Source organism: Archangium sp. (assembly GCF_057119385.1).
This window is the reverse complement of record NZ_DBNGVP010000106.1, coordinates 1-14,930: the sequence shown is the minus strand read 5'-3', so window position 1 is coordinate 14,930 and position 14,930 is coordinate 1. Positions and strand designations below refer to the sequence as shown.

The following is a 14,930-nucleotide window of genomic DNA, read 5'->3' as shown; positions in this document are numbered from 1 at the left end:
CCCGTCTACTGGCGTCAGGACATTCAGTCAATACTGAATGAATTGATGAGCCCGCGGCACCGGTGCGGCGCCGCGGGCTCGAGGACTTCATCCTCACGAGGGACGTGGGGGTGAAGGGCTAGTACTTCACGTCGCCGGAGCCGCCCTTGTCGCCGGCGCCGCCGCCCACGTCACCGCCCATGTCCTTGTCCTTGTTGATGTCCTGGTTGATGCCCGTGTCGCCTTCCAGGCCGCTGCCGCCCGTGTTCGCGTTGTCCAGCGAGATGCTCTTGGCCACGTTGTCCGTGCCCTTGATGTCGAAGCTGGCGCGCACCTGCTGGCCTTCCTTGAGGTCCTTGACCCGCTTGACGCTCGGATCCTGGAACTGGGTGTCCTTGTCGATCTTCAAGGGGATGATGCCGTTGTCCGTGCGCAGGCTGACCTGGTTGCTGCTGCTCTTCACCACGGTGCCGGTGACCTGCTTCTCGCCCATCATGCCCATCTGACCCGACTTGCCCATGTGCCCGGTCTGGCCCTGCATGTGGCCGGTCTGGCCCTGGTCGCCCGCGCCGCCGATGTCGCCGCTGCCCATCTGTCCGCTGGTCTGGCCCTGCTGCTGGCTCTTGCCCTTGTCGTCATTGGCCAGGGCCACGCCAGAGCTCAGCAGCGCCACGGTCGCGAACAGCCCCACGATCTTCTTCGTCATGAGATTCTCCCTTTGAGGCGGTGGCCGTGCCCCCCATGGACGTGCCCCCCGCTGGGCAAAAGCTAGGTGCACTCTGGGTAGCGGCCAGGGACGCCCCGGGAAGTGGGAGTGCCTGAGCCCTCCCCGGGCGTCTTTTGTTGGCGCGCCGCCTCGTTCGTAGGGCAGGCGGCTTGAACCCGGAGGGCGTTTTCCCCTACCTTTCCCTCATGCCTCCCCCGTCCAAGCAGCAGCCCGCGCCCGTCGCCGAGCCCCTGCCCACGCCTTCCTTCCCCGCCATCGAGTCCTTCATCGAGTCCGCCAGCGCCGAGGAGGTCCAGTCCCTCTTCACCCCGGTCAAGAGTGAGCTGGCCAACCTCAAGGGCCCCAAGGCCGAGCACGCCAAGAAGGTCCAGGCCGCCATCTCCCGCACCGAGGAATTGCTCGGCGTCCTCCTGGAGACGCGCGAGCGGCTGGTGGCCGAGGCCAAGGGTAAAGGCCGGAGATAATTGAGGTTTTCCGGCCCGGGCCGACTTTCTGGTGGATCAGACGCAACTGGGGCGGACGATCACCGATAATTCAGGAAAAGGGAGCGCTGGAATCCCCGTGCTCCACGAAGCCTTGGCCGTTCCATCGTCTGGAGAGGAACCATGAAGATCGACAGCAACCTGAACATGCCGCGGATGTCCACCAACGTGACCACGGCCCGCGTGACCCCCGACACGAGCTTCGCCGCTCGCGTGCAGAACGGTGTCGGCACGGCGGCCAACATGGTGGCTGGCGGCGTGGGTGTGGTGGCCAACATGGTGCCCGGTGGCTCCGTGGTGTCCGCGGCGGTGTCGTCGCTCACCACCTTCAGCAACTCCAGCGGCTCCGGCTCGGCCCCGTACTACGGTGCGGCCCTGGGCTCCGGCGCGGCTCCCATGAACACCACGCTCAACGCCGGTGGTGGCAGCGCGCTCGTGTCGGGCTCCACTGCCATCAGCGCCTCGGGCGGCAACAGCGGCCAGGTGAACCTGCCCAGCGGCGGCAGCGGCGTGGGCAGCGAGTTCAACGGCGAGATGCAGGGCATGTTCGCCGAGCAGAAGAAGCTGCTGGGCCTGCAGGTCGCCATGCAGCGCGAGAACCAGGTGTTCAGCACCATCTCCAACGTGCTGAAGACCCGGCACGACTCGGCGAAGAACTCCATCGGCAACATCCGCTAGCGCCCGGCGCTGGCGGTCTCACGGGTCCGGTGCCCCGGGGAGGACGAGGCCTCGTCCTCCCCATGGCCGGGCCGGAAAAGGAAGCAGACGTCACATGGCGGAGACTTCGGAGATCTCGGGCAGCCTCGTGCCGCTCGCCAGGCGGGAGGCGATGATCCTCCTCGAGGCGGGGTACCTGTGGCTGGACATGGGCCAGTTCGACAAGGCGCGCGAGATCTTCGCCGGCGCCGCGCTGCTGATGCCCAGGAGCGAGGTGCCCCAGCTGGCGTTGGGCTCGCTCGAGTTCGCCCAGGGCCGCCATGACAAGGCGCTGCAGGCCTACCGGGCCGCCCAGCGGCTCGCCCCCAACTCCGCGCTGCCGCGGGCACATGTGGGCGAGGCCCTGTTGTTCATGGGCAAGGTGCCCGAGGCCCTCAAGGAGCTGAAGGCCGCCATCGATCTGGATGCGGATGGAGATGGGGGACGGCTGGCCCGCGCCCTCATCGAAGCAAAAGAAGCGGGGGCCCTGCCTCCGCCCGCCGCGAAGAAGTAGACTGTATTGACGGAAGGAGATGCCGATGTCGGTCGGTGGAGTTGGACGAGGGGGCGGAAAGGGACGGGCTGGAGGCGCCAAGGGCCCCTCCGGCAAGGCGCCGGCCGGCAAGGCAGGGGCGACGAGTTTTGGTGGCGCGGTGGATCGCACCGCGGGGCTGGTGGGCCCCTCCGGAGCCGTGGGCTCCGGCAACGTTCAGGGGCCCCAGGCCGCTGACCCCATCACCTCCCAGGCGCTCGCCATCGCCAAACAGCTCAAGAACGGGGACTTCAAGAACAAGGAAGAGGCGACCAAGAAGCTCGTCGCCGAAGTGCTCAAAGAGAAGCTGCGGATGAAGTCGTCGGCGCTCACCAGCAAGATCGCCGATGCCTTGCAGGATGACCCCCGACTGAATCAGGCCCTCGAGCGGTTGTGGTCGAAGGCCGAGTGAGCGCCCCGCTTGGCTCTCGGCGAAGACAAGAAGGTCCTGCTGGAGAAGTACGGCCCCTACGTGCGGTCCCTCGCGGCCACCGTGCGCAGGCAGTTCTCCGCCCAGCTCGAGCTCGATGAGCTCATCGCCTACGGCCAGATTGGCCTGCTGGAGGCGGCGGATCGCTTTGATCCGAAGGTAGGAGCCAACTTCCTCACATTTGCCCACTACCGCATCAAGGGCGCCATCTACGACGGCCTGCGCAAGATGGGAGTTCTCAAGGGCAACGACGCGCGCAGCTCCTACATGGGAGAGCGCGCGACGGCCTATCTGGGAAATCTTTCGGATCGCGAGCAGGGAGGAGGCAACCGCGGGGGGTCCATTGACGATGATGTCATGGAGATCTCCAACGCGGTGGCGGGACTGGCGATGGTGTTCGCGACCAGCCTCGAAGGTGCGGACACCCTCGGCTTCTCGGACGAGTCCCTTCCGGCGGATCAACGGATGGAGCTCGAGCAGCAGCGGGTGAGGTTGCGGGCGGCCATCGAGAAGCTGCCGGAGAAGGAGAAGCGGCTTCTGCAGGGCTACTACTTCCAGGGCAAGACGCTGGAAGAGGCAGGGGCGGAGATCGGGCAGTCGAAGAGCTGGGCGTCGCGGCTGCATGCGCGCGCCATCGAGCGGCTCAAGGAGCTTTTGAACGAGGAGGACTCTTCCTCCCCTGAGGATTCAAGGAGGCAATCACATGGCGGGTCCGATGGCCGGCGTCTCGGCGGCGCAGATCGCTCAGCAGAAGTTGCAGGATCAGGGCGCGCAGCAGGTCAACAAGCAGGGGGCCTCGAAGTTCGACGCGGCCCTCGCTAACAAGGCCCAGGCCGCGGGCGGGCCGGAGCAGGTCCAGGCCACCCAGGCCACTCAGGCGACCCAGCGCGCCGAGCAGATCCGCCACACCGAGTCCGTCAACAAGACGGAGAAGGCGGCGCTCAACAAGGTGAACACCGCCGGCCAGGAGCCCGCCACCGCGCGCGGCGCCGAGGCCGTCACCGGCAAGCAGGAGGCCAACAAGGTTGGCAACATGCTGTCGCACGTGGTCGGCGAGCTGGAGAAGGGCCAGGTCAACATGGACAAGCTCATCCAGGCCGGCGCCTCCGGGAAGACGTTCTCCAACGCCGAGCTGCTCTCGCTCCAGGCCGGCATGTACAAGTACACGCAGGAGCTGGACCTGACGAGCAAGGTCGTCGAGAAGGCCACCAGCGGTCTGAAGGACACCCTGAAGACCCAGGTCTGAGCGAGCGGCCGGCCGAGCCGGCTCCTCTACCCCGAAGGGCGTCTCCTCGAAGCGAGGGGGTGCCCTTCCTCGTTTTCCAGGCTGTTTCGGGTTGGGTCTTGTTGCGAGGGAGCCGGCCCATCTAAGCTAGGCGCGCCCATGACGCTCCGACCGTACGCGCTCGCCGCCCTCCTCGCTCTCGCGGTGGGGACCGGCTGTACCATCGACCTGCAACACGACCTGAATGAACAGGACGCCAATGAGATCTACGTCCTGCTCAGCAAGAACGGCATCGCCGCCACGAAGATGAAGGAAGAGGGCGGCAACGAGCTGCGCTTCCGGATCCAGGTGCCCAAGGCGGACGCGGCCCAGGCCGCCGAGCTGCTGCGCGCGTATTCGCTGCCGCGGCCCATGGAGAAGGGGCTGAACCACTTCGCCAAGGGCGGCATGGTGCCCACCGCCACCGAGGAGCGCGCCATGCTGCTCAAGGCGCTCGGCGGCGAGGTGTCCAACGCGCTCAACCAGATCGACGGCGTGCTGGAGGCGCGGGTCATCGTGATGATCCCCGAGAACAACGACCTCACGCAGCCGGAGAACAAGCCGGAGCCGTCGGCGTCGGTGTTCATCAAGTACCGGCCGGGCCTCAAGAACGAGTCGCCCATCAAGCGTGAGGACGTGCAGCAGTTCGTCTCCACCGCGGTGCCGGAGCTCAAGCCCGCGGCGGTGACGGTGCTGCTGACGCCGGCGCTGGCGCCCGACGCGGAGGTGGGCCCGGAGAGCCGCCTGCAGGACGTGTTCGGCATGCGGATGACGGCCTCCAGCGTGAGCCAGTTCCGGATGATGGCGGGCGTGGCGGTGATGATCATCCTGGCCGCCATCGGCCTGGCGGTGTGGCCCATGCTCCGCGGGGATGCCGCTCCCGCGGCGGGCCGTCGGAAGTAGTCGCGCGAGCGCCCTGCGCGCTCTTTTCCTGGAACGCCTTCCACCCGCGGGGTGACCGTTGGATCAGTTCTTCACCTCGCTGAGCAAGCGACAGACGATGATGCTCCTGACCGCCATCACCTTCGGTGGCCAGGAGGGCGTCGCCGCGCTGGAGCATCTGCCCGAGGAAGAGGCGGAGCTGCTCCAGCACCGGGCCCAGGAGATCCTCCAGATTCCGCGCGAGAAGCGGATTCCCCTGCTGGTCCAGGAGATCAAGCGGCTGGTGAAGGACCGGCGCGGGCAGCTGTGGAGCGCGGACCCGGAGCGTCTGGCGGGGCTGCTCAAGCGCGAGCGCGCCGCCCTGGTGGAGGTGATGTTGCGCGCGCTGCCGGGGCAGCTGGCCGAGGCGGTGCGCTCCCACCTGCCCAACACGGGGAAGGTGAAGCTCACGCGCGAGGTCCGGCCGCAGGTGCTGGACATCGTGCGCTGGAAGCTGGAGGAGCGGCTGTCGCGCGAGGCCTCGGCGCACGTGCCCTTCAAGTTCACCGACGTGCTGCTGCTGCAGACGCGCGAGCTGCTCACCATGAGTGACCGGCTGGGCGCGCGCGTGCTGGGGCCCGCGCTGGCGGGCATTCCGGAGGGCGAGCGGGAGCCGGCCTTCGCCGTGCTGCCTCCCCACCTGCGCCAGCTCGCCACGCGCGCCGTGACGGCGAATGCCCCGCGCAAGCTCGCCGAGGAGGACGCCCGGGCGCAGCTGGACCTGTACGGCGGCATGGACAACCTGGCCTCCGCCATCCGGGGCGCGGGCGTGCACCGGCTGGCGCGGGCCAGCGTGGCGCAGTCCGCCGAGTTCGCCTCGCGCCTGGTGGAGAAGCACCGCAGCGAGTTCGGGCAGATGCTCGCGAAGTGGGTGCGCGAGGAGCGCGCCAAGCCGTCGACCCGCGGGGATGGGGGCCGCACGGACATCGTCACGGACCTGGAGCGGCTCGCGGCCCGGGGTCTCATCGAGCGCCCGGTACGGCTCACCCCTCCGCGTCCGCCCGCCCTCGGCCCTCCGCCCTCGCTGGCCGGCAAGCCGGCGGTGGTGGCGCCGCCCCCCGCGAGCCGGGGTCCCGCCGTGTCCCGGGAGATGCGCGCGGGCGCCAGCTCGGAGGCCTCGGTCCGCCGGTCCGCCTCCTCCCAGTCCGTCAACGTGCGGAGGGATCCCATCGCCGAGCGCGAGGCCCGCCGGGCCGGGGCCAGCTCCAGCTACGGGGGCCGCCAGGACGCGCCGCCCGAGTCCTCGCCCTCGCGGGTGAGCCGGGTGACCCCTCGCAGTGCCCGGGAGGGGGCGGACGTGAAGCCAGATCCCACCGGAGCGCGCATCGGCCCGCCGCCGTCGCGGCCCCCCACGAATGTGGGCTCCCGGTCCCGGGTCGCCGAGGTTCCCGAGCAGGATTCAGAGGTCTCCCGCATCATTCGTTCCCCCGTGGCACGCTCGCAGAGCCGGAGCGCTGTATCCCGGGTCGAGGCCGAGCCTGATCGGCCGCCCAGGGTGCTGAGGACCAGCACCTCCCTCCCGGCGGTGAAGGCGGACGGGTCCCAGGTCCAGCGGCGCCCGCAGCAGCCGGGCGGCCCGGGTACGAGTGGGCGTGGACCGCGGGGCGGAACGCGCTAGCATCCGGCGCACAAGGAGCTTTCCATGGCGATCGGCAAGGTGATCAAGGGCGATTCGGGGGCCGAGCCTCTACCCGGTGGGGACAGGCCGGTACTGCGTCCTCCGCGCCCGGGCGTGATGAACGCCGAGGTCTTCGATGCCCGGCAGACCGCCCAGGGCATCATCGAGGAGGCCCACCGCGAGAAGGAGCGCATCCTCGCGGAGGCCCAGCGCGAGCGCGAGGACCTGCTGGCGAAGACGCGCGAGCAGGGCCGGCAGGAGGGCCTGGCGCAGGCCACGGAGACGCTGCTGCGCGCGAAGATGCAGGCCGGGGAGATCCTCGCCCAGCAGGAGCGCGACGTGGTGGCCCTGGCGTGCAAGATCGCCGAGAAGATCATCGGCCGCGACGTGGAGCGCGACCCTTCACTGCTGGCGGACATCTGCGCCAAGGCCATCGAGGAGCTGCGCAACGCGCGGGCGGTGGTGCTGCGGGTCAATCCCAAGTCGGCGGCGGTGCTGCGGGCCCGCAAGGCGGAGCTGATGGAGCTCATCGGCCGGGCGGTGGACGTGTCCATCAAGGAGGACGCGGACGTGGCCCCGGTGGGCTGCATCGTGCAGACGGAGTTCGGCAAGGTGGACGCGCAGCTGCCCACCCAGTTCGAGATGCTGCAGAACGTGCTCTTCCCGGACCAGGGCAAGAAGGACGGTCCCGCCTAAGCCATGGCTCTCGATCTCCAGCGCTACTTCTCCCTCATCAAGGAAGCGCCGCTGTACCGGGTGCAGGGCCGCGTCACCGAGCTGACGGGTCTGGTCATCAAGGCGAGCGTGCCCGGCGTGCGCGTGGGCGAGCTCGTCCTCATCAAGGGCCACGGCGGCCGCAACGCGGTGAAGGCCGAGGTGGTGGGCTTCCAGGGTGACGAGGTCATGCTCATGCCCCTGGGCGAGCTGCTCGGCATCGGTCCGGACAGCGAGGTCATCCCCACCGGCAGGCCTCTCTCCATCAAGTGCGGGGAAGGGCTGCTGGGCCGTGTGCTCAACGGCATCGGCGAGCCCATGGACGGCAAGCCCCTGCCCACCGAGGGCCTGTTCGACTGGTCCGTGGACCGCGACTGCCCGGACCCCTTCAAGCGCCAGCGGATTGAACGGCCGCTGCCCCTGGGCGTGCGCTGCATCGACGGACTGCTCACCGTGGGCGAGGGCCAGCGCGTGGGCCTCTTCGCCGGCTCCGGCGTCGGTAAGTCCACGCTGATGGGCCAGATAGCGCGCAACACCAAGGCCGACCTGTGCGTGGTGGCGCTGATCGGCGAGCGTGGCCGCGAAGTGCGCGAGTTCATCGAGGACGCCATGGGCGAGGAGGGCATGAAGCGCTCCGTGCTGGTGTGCGCCACCTCGGACCAGCCCAGCCTCGTGCGTCTGCGCGCCGCCTACGTGGCCACGGCCATCGCCGAGTACTTCCGCGAGCGCGGCGGCAACGTCCTCTTCATGCTCGACACGGTGACCCGTCTGGCCCGTGCCCAGCGTGAGATCGGCCTCGCCATCGGCGAGCCCCCGGCCCGCCAGGGCTACCCGCCGAGCGTCTTCTCCATGCTGCCGCGCATCCTCGAGCGCACGGGCAACTCGGAGAAGGGCAAGTGCACCGCCATCTACACCTGCCTCGTGGCCGGCGGTGACATGGAGGAGCCCATCGCCGACGAGGTCCGCGGTATTCTCGACGGTCACTTCATCCTCAACCGTGCCCTCGGCGAGCGCAACCAGTGGCCCGCCATGGACGTGCTCGCCAGCCTCTCCCGTGTGATGAGCGGCATCGTCTCCAAGGAGCACAAGAAGGCCGCGGGCAAGCTGCGCGAGACGCTCGCCACGTACGAAAAGCAACGCGACCTCATCCTCCTGGGCGCCTATCAGTACGGAACCGACCCCCGGACGGACTACGCCATCGACAAGTACGACGCCATCATCGACTTCCTCAAGCAGGACACCCACTCCAACAGTGGATTCGACGAGACCGTCGAGCAGCTCATCGGCTTGTTCGAAGAGTGACAGGGGAGGGTGACAGGGGAGGGTGACGGACCCGGGGTTTTCCAGGTTAGGATGGGGCCATGCCCCCCTACCGGTTGCAGACCCTGCTCGAAATGCGCGAGCGCGCCAAGGAGGAGGCCGAGCAGGCCTTCTCCGACGCCGTCAAGGCGCTGGAGAAGCAGAAGGCCGAGCTCAAACGCCTGGAGCAGGAGCTCGAGACGCGCAAGGCCGAGCGCAAGCAGAAGGTCATGGCCTACCTCCAGGGACTCATGGCCAAGGGGACCACCGGTCCCAACAGCTTCACGATGATGAACCGGTACGAGGAGCGCCTCAAGGACGAGGAGGCGCAGCTCGCGCTGGAGATCGAGCGCCAGAAGGAGGTCGTCAAGACGGCCGAGAAGCTGGTGGAGCAGCGCCGTCGCGAGATGGCCGAGGCCGCCAAGGAGCTCAAGGCCATCGAGAAGCACAAGGAGAACTGGACGAAGCAGATCCGGGCCGAGCGCCAGGCCAAGGAGGAGCTGAACCAGGAGGAAATCGGGAACACCTTGTTCCTGATGCGTCAGCGCAAGTAACCTCCAGGCCCCCCCAGGTGGTGTCGAGATGAGCCGAGTCGAAGACGATCGTCAGGCGCAGAAGGCCGCGGAGCGGCTGGTCCAGGAGAAGCGTCTCCAGGAGTCCAAGGCGAAGCAGCGCCAGGAGGGGGAGTCCTCCTTCTCCAAGCTGGTCCAGCAGCAGAAGTCCGCGCAGGCGCAGCAGCCCCCGCAGCAGAACCTGGGCAAGTCCGTGCTGGCGCGTCTGCAGCAGGAGGGCAAGGCGGGAGACCTGCGCGGTCAGCAGCGCCAGACGGGCATGTCCGAGGGCCAGGTGTCCGGGGGCCGCCAGCCGGAGTCGCCCCAGATGGCGCAGGCGAAGAAGCAGGACCAGGGCGTGACGCAGACGCGCGTCGAGTCGCGCGCGGCGGACGCGAAGAACACCAGCGAGGCCCTGGACGAGCGCGGCGAGGCGCTCGACAAGGACAGCGAGAGCGCCGCGATGGGCGTACAGGCCCGGCGCGAGGGCAAGGGCTCGCTCAAGGCCGACGCGGACGGTGGGGGCAAGGGCGGCGGGGACGGCAAGGACAAGAAGGACGGCGCCGAGGCGGCCGCCAGCTTCCGCTTCAACCCCGCGCTGATGGCGCCCGTGCCGGTGGCCAAGCCCAAGCCCACGTCGGGCTCGGAGCGGCTGCGCGCCATCGCCAATGAGATCGCCCAGAAGATCGTCGAGCGCGTGCGCGTGGGCACCAACGCCGCGGGCAACGCGGAGTTCCAGATCGACCTGCGCAACGACGTCCTCAAGGGCCTGTCCATCAAGCTCAGCGCGAAGAACGGGAAGATCCACGCCACCTTCAGCGGCAGCGACAAGGAAGTGCTGAAGATGCTCGAGGGGCAGCGTGAGACGCTGAAGAACGCGCTGGCCGGACGTGGCCTCACCCTCGAGGAGCTGCGCGTCGAGGCGAAGTCATGAGCAGTCTCGACCTGGACGACGAGTCCGGTCCGCAGGAGCGCACCATGGTGGTCGACGCGAGGCAGCTCAAGCGTCCGGCCGCCCCGGCTGCCCCGGTCGTTCCGGGCAAGCCGTGGAAGCCCTACGCCTTCCCCCGGTTGGAGAAGGTGTCGCTCAACGAGTCCCGGCTCACCTCGCGCCTCAAGTGGCTGACGCCGAAGGCCGAGGCCGCCGAGGCGCTGTGCACCCGGCTCAAGGGCCTCTTCGACACGCAGGTGGGCTTCCTGCTGGAAGGGGTCCGGGCGATCGGTCCGGGCGAGCTGCGCCGTCACCTGGCGGAGCCCACCTTCCTGTCCTTCCTGGTGCCCGGTCCGCATCGCGGGCGCGCGGTGCTGGAGATGGAGCTGCCCCTGGCGCACGCGGCGGTGGACGCGCTGCTGGGTGGCGCGGGCGAGGCCGTGGGCGTGCGGCCCCTGACGGACATCGAGGAGGGCGTGGCCAGCTTCGTCATCCTCGAGGCGCTCAAGGCGCTGGTGCCGGGGATGGATCCGAGCCAGCCCAAGCTGCGCCTGGAGGGCGTGGCGCGCGGCCTGGACGAGGCCGTGACGCGGCTGAGCGAGGACGGGCCGGTGTTGGTGATCCAGCTCCGGGCCCGGCTCGGCTCGCAGGAGGGCATGGTGCGCCTCTTCGTGCCCTCGGGCGTGCTGGACGTGATGGAGCCGGCGCAGGCGGCCGAGCAGCGCCGGGCCGCGTTGCATGCGGACATCCAGACCCACCTGGGCCGGCTGTCCTCGGTCCGCACCTGGCTGCGGGCGGAGATCGCCCAGGCGGAGATCTCCAGCCGCGACCTGGCGAGCCTCCGGGTGAAGGACGTGGTGCTGGTGGATGCGTTCTCGGCCCGGCCGGACCGGGGGGAGAATGGCACCGCCCGGCTGCTGCTGGGGCTGGCCCGCAAGGGCTGCCTGGCCGCGGACGTGTTCCTGGAGGATGGCCAGTACCGGGCACGCATCACCGGGCTGGTGCCGGGAGATCAATCCTTCCCGAGGCGCGTGCCCTCCGAGGCGGATGAGTCCGCGGCGGAGGCCCTGGGAGAGACGGGGGACGAGGAGTTCACCAACCCCGAGATGCGCAACCCTTTGGCGGAGAGTGGTGCCTTGGACGACAGAATGGATTCGGGCGACCTGCTGGGTGACATCCCGCTGCAGATCTCCGTGGAGCTGGCGCGGGTGCCGGTGACGGCGGACCAGGTGGTGGCCCTGCGGGTGGGCCAGGTGGTGGAGCTGCGCCGGGCGCCGGGAGAGCCGGTGGACCTGTCGGTGAATGGCAAGGTGATTGCCCGGGGCGAGCTGGTGGAGGTGGAGGGGCAGTTGGGCGTCCGGGTCCTCTCGCTCGCGGGCTGAGAGGAGCGCGGCGCGTGTGGGGTGACCCGGGCAGGCAGGCAGAGGAGCGGGGCAGGGCGGCGGCGGCCCGTGGCGGTCTCCTGCCCGATGCACTAGCCTCGCACCCCACCATGGCAGTGTCTTCCGTGTTTCCCCCGCGTCCGGTCTGGCTGGTGTGCGCGTGCGTCCTGCTGGCGCCGCTGGCCCGGGCCGATGCCCCCGCCCCGAGCGCTCCGCCGGCACAGGCCGCCCCCGCGGCGCAGGTGGCGCCCGCCGCCGCGCCGCCGGCTTCCGTGGATGAGTTCGGCGCGCCCTCGCAGCGGCCACCGGGCCTGGACGAGGAGCCCGAGAGCCTCGGGTGGATGCTGATGCGCACGCTGCTGCTGTTCGGCGCGGTGGTGGCCTCCATCTACCTCACGCTCAACGTGGGCCTGCGCAGGCTGATGGGCTTGCAGGGCGTGCCCGCGGGGCGGCCCTCGGTGGTGTCGGTGTTGGAGCGGGTGCCGCTGGACCAGCGCCGCACCCTCTTCGTGCTCAAGGCCGCGGACGAGTACCTGCTGGTGGGCGGAGGCGAGAGCGGCCTCCAGCTGCTCTCCAAGCTCGACACCGCGGCGGTGGAGCGCATCCGCTCCGAGACTCCGCCGTCCAACGTCATCTCCCTTTCTCCCTTCCTGCGGAAGCTCCTCGCCCGCCGCGACGCCACGCAGCAGCAGACTTCCGCTACCCAACCGAGCGGCACCGAGCCGCCGGGCGCCTGATCGAGACGACTCGTGAGATTCACCAACGTCCGCCTCCCCGCCCTCCGCCTGTCGCCCTGGCTCTTCGCCGTGGTGTTCGCGCTGGAGCCCTTCCTCGCCTTCGCCCAGCGCAACAAGCGCGGGGGTGGTGGGGCCGCCGCCGCCGCCGACGTCGCCGTGAACGTCGACGCGGTGAGCCCCGACTCCTTCGCCTCGCGGCCGCTGGTGCTGATGCTGGCGCTGGCCGCGCTGTCGCTCGTCCCCTTCGTGTTGATGATGGTGACGAGCTTCGTGAAGATCTCCGTGGTGCTCTCCATCGTGCGCTCGGCACTGGGCACCCAGCAGATTCCTCCCACCCAGGTCATCACCGGCCTGGCCATCATCCTCACCGTCTACATCATGGCCCCGGTGGGACAGGCCATGTACCGGGCCGCGGAGGTGGACATCCTCTCCAGGGGACCCTCGCTGCTGTCCTCGGAGTCGGTGGGCACCTTGTTGGAAGCGGCCAACAAGTCCAAGGAGCCGCTGCGCGCCTTCCTCATCAAGAAGGTCACCGCCAAGGACCGGGCGCTCTTCTACAACCTCGCCAAGAAGATGCGCACCACCGAGGAGGACAAGAAGGAGCTGACGGACAAGGACTTCATGACCATCGTCCCGGCCTTCGTGGTCTCCGAGCTCAAGGAGGCCTTCCAGATCGGCTTCCTGCTCTTCGTGCCCTTCATCGTCATCGACATGGTGGTGGCCAACATCCTGCTGGCGCTGGGCATGCACATGCTCTCGCCCACCACCATCTCCATGCCCTTCAAGCTGCTCCTCTTCGTCCTCGTCGACGGCTGGTACCTCATCGCCAAGGGCCTGGTCGTCGGTTACCTGTGAGACGCACATGCACCAGCTGAACTCCATCCTCCAGCAGGCGCTCTACCTCGTGCTCGTCGTCTCGGCGCCGCCGGTGCTGATGAGCCTCCTGGTGGGCTTCATCATCGCCGTCTTCCAGGCCACCACGCAGATTCAAGAGCAGACGCTCTCGTTCGCTCCCAAGGTCATCATCGTCTTCGGCGTGCTCGCGCTCGCGGGCCCGTGGATCGGCCACCAGCTGGTCCGCTTCACCTTCCACGTGTTCGATCAGTTCCCGGCGCTGATCAAATGAACGTCTCGGAAGTCATCGCCCGGATGACGGAGCAGGCCAACCTCTCGCTCGTCATCTTCACCATGGGCCTGCTGATGTGCCGGATCATGCCGGTGCTGGTGCTCTCCCCATTCCTGGGCGGTGAGGTCATCCCCCCGGAGATCAAGATGGGCGTGGGCGTCATGCTCTCCGGCGTGCTCTTCCCGGCCGTCAGCGCGCGCATGGGGGCCATCCCCACCAGCGCGTTCCCCTACATCGGGTTGATGCTCAAGGAGATCTTCATCGGCGTGGCGCTGGCCTCCATCGTCAACGTCGTCTTCGAGGCGGCGCGCGTGGCCGGCAACCTCGTGGACACCATGTCCGGCAGCAACAACGCCCAGCTCTACGTGCCGCAGCTCGGCACGCAGGTGTCCATCTTCGCCAGCCTCAAGGTGCAGCTGGCGGTGGTGCTCTTCCTCACCCTCAACGGCCACCACCTGGTCATCGAGGCGCTCGCCGAGAGCTTCTCCATCGTCCCGCTGGACCGCTTCCCGCGCTTCAGCCAGGGCGAGTGGGCCTTCTTCGAGCTCTTCATCCGCTCCTTCGCGGACCTGCTGAAGATCTCCCTCGCGCTCGCCGCGCCGGCCATGCTGGCCGCCTTCCTCACGGACATGGCGCTGGGCGCCGTCAACCGCGTGGCGCCCCAGGTCCAGGTGTTCTTCATCTCCATGGCCATCAAGCCCCTGGTGGGCGTGGTCATCGTCTTCATGTCGCTCGGCCTCATCATGGAGCGGATGCAGACGGAGTTCGCCTCCATGCTGGCCATGCTCCGCCACGCCATCCGCCTGCTCGGCTGATCCAGGGTCCTCGCCATGTCCGACGAGAAGACAGAAGAACCCTCACAAAAGAAGCTCGACGACGCACGCAAGAAGGGCCAGGTCTGGAAGAGCAAGGACCTGACGGCCGTGTTCGGCTTCGTGGTGGGCCTGGGCGTGGTCAAGGCCACCTGGTCCACCGTGGAGGAGCGTGTCACCGAGCTGTTCCACTTCAGCTTCGATCACATCGCGCACCCGGAGAACCTCGAGGCGGCCACCGGTCAGCTGATGACCATGGGGCTCAGCGCGGTGCTCCTGCTCACCCTGCCGGTGGTGGGGGCGGTGGCCGTCATCGGCGGCCTGGTGGAGTTCCTCCAGGTGGGCTCGCTGTTCACGATGGATCCGCTGATGCCCAAGCTGGAGAAGCTCAACCCCATCGAGGGGTTGAAGAACCTCTTCACCAAGAAGCAGATCGTCGAGCTCATCAAGAACCTGACGAAGATCGGCATCGCCGCCTACGTCACCTACGGCGTGGTGCGCGACTCCATGCCCCTGGTGGTGGAGACGGTGCGCCGGGACATCCCCACCATCCTCGCCATCATGGGCGAGCTCACCTACCGCGTCGCCGTGCGCGTGGGCATGGTGTTCTTCCTCTTCGGCATCTTCGACGTCTGGTGGCAGCGCAAGTCGTACATGAAGGACCAGATGATGTCGAAGGAGGACGTGAAGAAGGAATACAAGGAGAGCGAGGGCGATCCGCACAACAAG

19 protein-coding genes are annotated in these 14,930 nt (G+C 68.5%); 18 read left to right on the top strand and 1 reads right to left on the bottom strand.

The window, feature by feature from the left end; all coding sequences use genetic code 11:
* Window positions 1–118: 118 nt before the first annotated feature.
* Window positions 119–685 carry a hypothetical protein gene (locus AC16DP_RS25975; RefSeq protein WP_329725693.1) on the bottom strand — a complete coding sequence of 189 codons (567 nt, stop codon included), beginning with the start codon at window positions 683–685 and terminating at the stop codon, window positions 119–121.
* A 206-nt stretch (window positions 686–891) separates the two neighbouring features.
* On the opposite strand from AC16DP_RS25975, the gene AC16DP_RS25970 reads away from it, so the two are divergent.
* The 18 genes from AC16DP_RS25970 to AC16DP_RS25885 all read left to right on the top strand — a co-directional run.
* Entirely contained in the window at window positions 892–1,170 is a 279-nt protein-coding gene (locus AC16DP_RS25970; protein ID WP_329725692.1) for a hypothetical protein, read from the top strand.
* Window positions 1,171–1,311: 141 nt separating this feature from the next.
* Window positions 1,312–1,866, top strand: coding sequence for a hypothetical protein (locus tag AC16DP_RS25965; protein WP_329725691.1), 555 nt, complete (start codon window positions 1,312–1,314; stop codon window positions 1,864–1,866).
* A gap of 94 nt (window positions 1,867–1,960) precedes the next feature.
* A complete protein-coding gene (locus AC16DP_RS25960; protein ID WP_329725690.1) occupies window positions 1,961–2,398 on the top strand; it encodes a tetratricopeptide repeat protein in 438 nt (145 codons plus the stop codon).
* A 25-nt stretch (window positions 2,399–2,423) separates the two neighbouring features.
* A complete protein-coding gene (locus tag AC16DP_RS25955) occupies window positions 2,424–2,828 on the top strand; it encodes a hypothetical protein (protein WP_329725689.1) in 405 nt (134 codons plus the stop codon).
* A gap of 9 nt (window positions 2,829–2,837) precedes the next feature.
* Entirely contained in the window at window positions 2,838–3,668 is an 831-nt protein-coding gene (locus AC16DP_RS25950) for a sigma-70 family RNA polymerase sigma factor (RefSeq protein WP_329725688.1), read from the top strand.
* Window positions 3,550–4,092 (top strand): ATP-dependent helicase HrpB, encoded by a 543-nt coding sequence (locus tag AC16DP_RS25945; protein ID WP_329725687.1) that lies wholly within the window; start codon window positions 3,550–3,552, stop codon window positions 4,090–4,092. Before AC16DP_RS25950 ends, AC16DP_RS25945 begins: the two co-directional genes overlap by 119 nt.
* Window positions 4,093–4,230: 138 nt before the next feature.
* The gene (locus tag AC16DP_RS25940; RefSeq protein ID WP_329725686.1) at window positions 4,231–5,013 is read left to right on the top strand and encodes a type III secretion protein; all 783 of its coding nucleotides are present in this window, start codon (window positions 4,231–4,233) and stop codon (window positions 5,011–5,013) included.
* Between the two features lie 58 nt (window positions 5,014–5,071).
* Window positions 5,072–6,649 (top strand): hypothetical protein, encoded by a 1,578-nt coding sequence (locus AC16DP_RS25935; protein WP_329725685.1) that lies wholly within the window; start codon window positions 5,072–5,074, stop codon window positions 6,647–6,649.
* A 24-nt stretch (window positions 6,650–6,673) separates the two neighbouring features.
* Window positions 6,674–7,345 carry a FliH/SctL family protein gene (locus AC16DP_RS25930; protein ID WP_329725684.1) on the top strand — a complete coding sequence of 224 codons (672 nt, stop codon included), beginning with the start codon at window positions 6,674–6,676 and terminating at the stop codon, window positions 7,343–7,345.
* A gap of 3 nt (window positions 7,346–7,348) precedes the next feature.
* Window positions 7,349–8,665, top strand: coding sequence for a type III secretion system ATPase SctN (gene sctN, locus AC16DP_RS25925; protein WP_329725683.1), 1,317 nt, complete (start codon window positions 7,349–7,351; stop codon window positions 8,663–8,665).
* Between the two features lie 59 nt (window positions 8,666–8,724).
* Complete coding sequence (locus AC16DP_RS25920; protein WP_329725682.1) at window positions 8,725–9,216, top strand: flagellar assembly protein FliH; 492 nt, start codon at window positions 8,725–8,727, stop codon at window positions 9,214–9,216.
* A 28-nt stretch (window positions 9,217–9,244) separates the two neighbouring features.
* Entirely contained in the window at window positions 9,245–10,147 is a 903-nt protein-coding gene (locus AC16DP_RS25915) for a flagellar hook-length control protein FliK (protein ID WP_329725681.1), read from the top strand.
* Window positions 10,144–11,526 carry a type III secretion system cytoplasmic ring protein SctQ gene (gene sctQ, locus AC16DP_RS25910; RefSeq protein ID WP_329725680.1) on the top strand — a complete coding sequence of 461 codons (1,383 nt, stop codon included), beginning with the start codon at window positions 10,144–10,146 and terminating at the stop codon, window positions 11,524–11,526. The genes AC16DP_RS25915 and sctQ overlap by 4 nt, the downstream gene beginning before the upstream one ends.
* A gap of 110 nt (window positions 11,527–11,636) precedes the next feature.
* Entirely contained in the window at window positions 11,637–12,263 is a 627-nt protein-coding gene (locus AC16DP_RS25905; protein ID WP_329725679.1) for a FliO/MopB family protein, read from the top strand.
* A gap of 12 nt (window positions 12,264–12,275) precedes the next feature.
* Entirely contained in the window at window positions 12,276–13,118 is an 843-nt protein-coding gene (sctR, locus tag AC16DP_RS25900; RefSeq protein WP_329725678.1) for a type III secretion system export apparatus subunit SctR, read from the top strand.
* 7 nt (window positions 13,119–13,125) lie between these two features.
* A complete protein-coding gene (gene fliQ, locus AC16DP_RS25895; RefSeq protein ID WP_329725677.1) occupies window positions 13,126–13,389 on the top strand; it encodes a flagellar biosynthesis protein FliQ in 264 nt (87 codons plus the stop codon).
* Window positions 13,386–14,204, top strand: a complete 819-nt coding sequence (locus AC16DP_RS25890) for a flagellar biosynthetic protein FliR (RefSeq protein ID WP_329725676.1) — start codon at window positions 13,386–13,388, stop codon at window positions 14,202–14,204. The genes fliQ and AC16DP_RS25890 overlap by 4 nt, the downstream gene beginning before the upstream one ends.
* A 15-nt stretch (window positions 14,205–14,219) precedes the next feature.
* Window positions 14,220–14,930: EscU/YscU/HrcU family type III secretion system export apparatus switch protein (locus AC16DP_RS25885; RefSeq protein WP_329725675.1), on the top strand; the 711-nt coding region annotated here is incomplete at its 3' end.

Coding starts and splice junctions, on each gene's coding strand:
- sctQ (WP_329725680.1), top strand. CDS start 10,144: ATGAGCAGTCTCGACCTGGACGACGAGTCCGGTCCGCAGGAGCGCACC.
- AC16DP_RS25930 (WP_329725684.1), top strand. CDS start 6,674: ATGGCGATCGGCAAGGTGATCAAGGGCGATTCGGGGGCCGAGCCTCTA.
- AC16DP_RS25890 (WP_329725676.1), top strand. CDS start 13,386: ATGAACGTCTCGGAAGTCATCGCCCGGATGACGGAGCAGGCCAACCTC.
- AC16DP_RS25905 (WP_329725679.1), top strand. CDS start 11,637: ATGGCAGTGTCTTCCGTGTTTCCCCCGCGTCCGGTCTGGCTGGTGTGC.
- AC16DP_RS25940 (WP_329725686.1), top strand. CDS start 4,231: ATGACGCTCCGACCGTACGCGCTCGCCGCCCTCCTCGCTCTCGCGGTG.
- AC16DP_RS25915 (WP_329725681.1), top strand. CDS start 9,245: ATGAGCCGAGTCGAAGACGATCGTCAGGCGCAGAAGGCCGCGGAGCGG.
- AC16DP_RS25955 (WP_329725689.1), top strand. CDS start 2,424: ATGTCGGTCGGTGGAGTTGGACGAGGGGGCGGAAAGGGACGGGCTGGA.
- AC16DP_RS25945 (WP_329725687.1), top strand. CDS start 3,550: ATGGCGGGTCCGATGGCCGGCGTCTCGGCGGCGCAGATCGCTCAGCAG.
- AC16DP_RS25965 (WP_329725691.1), top strand. CDS start 1,312: ATGAAGATCGACAGCAACCTGAACATGCCGCGGATGTCCACCAACGTG.
- fliQ (WP_329725677.1), top strand. CDS start 13,126: ATGCACCAGCTGAACTCCATCCTCCAGCAGGCGCTCTACCTCGTGCTC.
- AC16DP_RS25975 (WP_329725693.1), bottom strand. CDS start 685: ATGACGAAGAAGATCGTGGGGCTGTTCGCGACCGTGGCGCTGCTGAGC.
- AC16DP_RS25970 (WP_329725692.1), top strand. CDS start 892: ATGCCTCCCCCGTCCAAGCAGCAGCCCGCGCCCGTCGCCGAGCCCCTG.
- AC16DP_RS25960 (WP_329725690.1), top strand. CDS start 1,961: ATGGCGGAGACTTCGGAGATCTCGGGCAGCCTCGTGCCGCTCGCCAGG.
- sctN (WP_329725683.1), top strand. CDS start 7,349: ATGGCTCTCGATCTCCAGCGCTACTTCTCCCTCATCAAGGAAGCGCCG.
- AC16DP_RS25920 (WP_329725682.1), top strand. CDS start 8,725: ATGCCCCCCTACCGGTTGCAGACCCTGCTCGAAATGCGCGAGCGCGCC.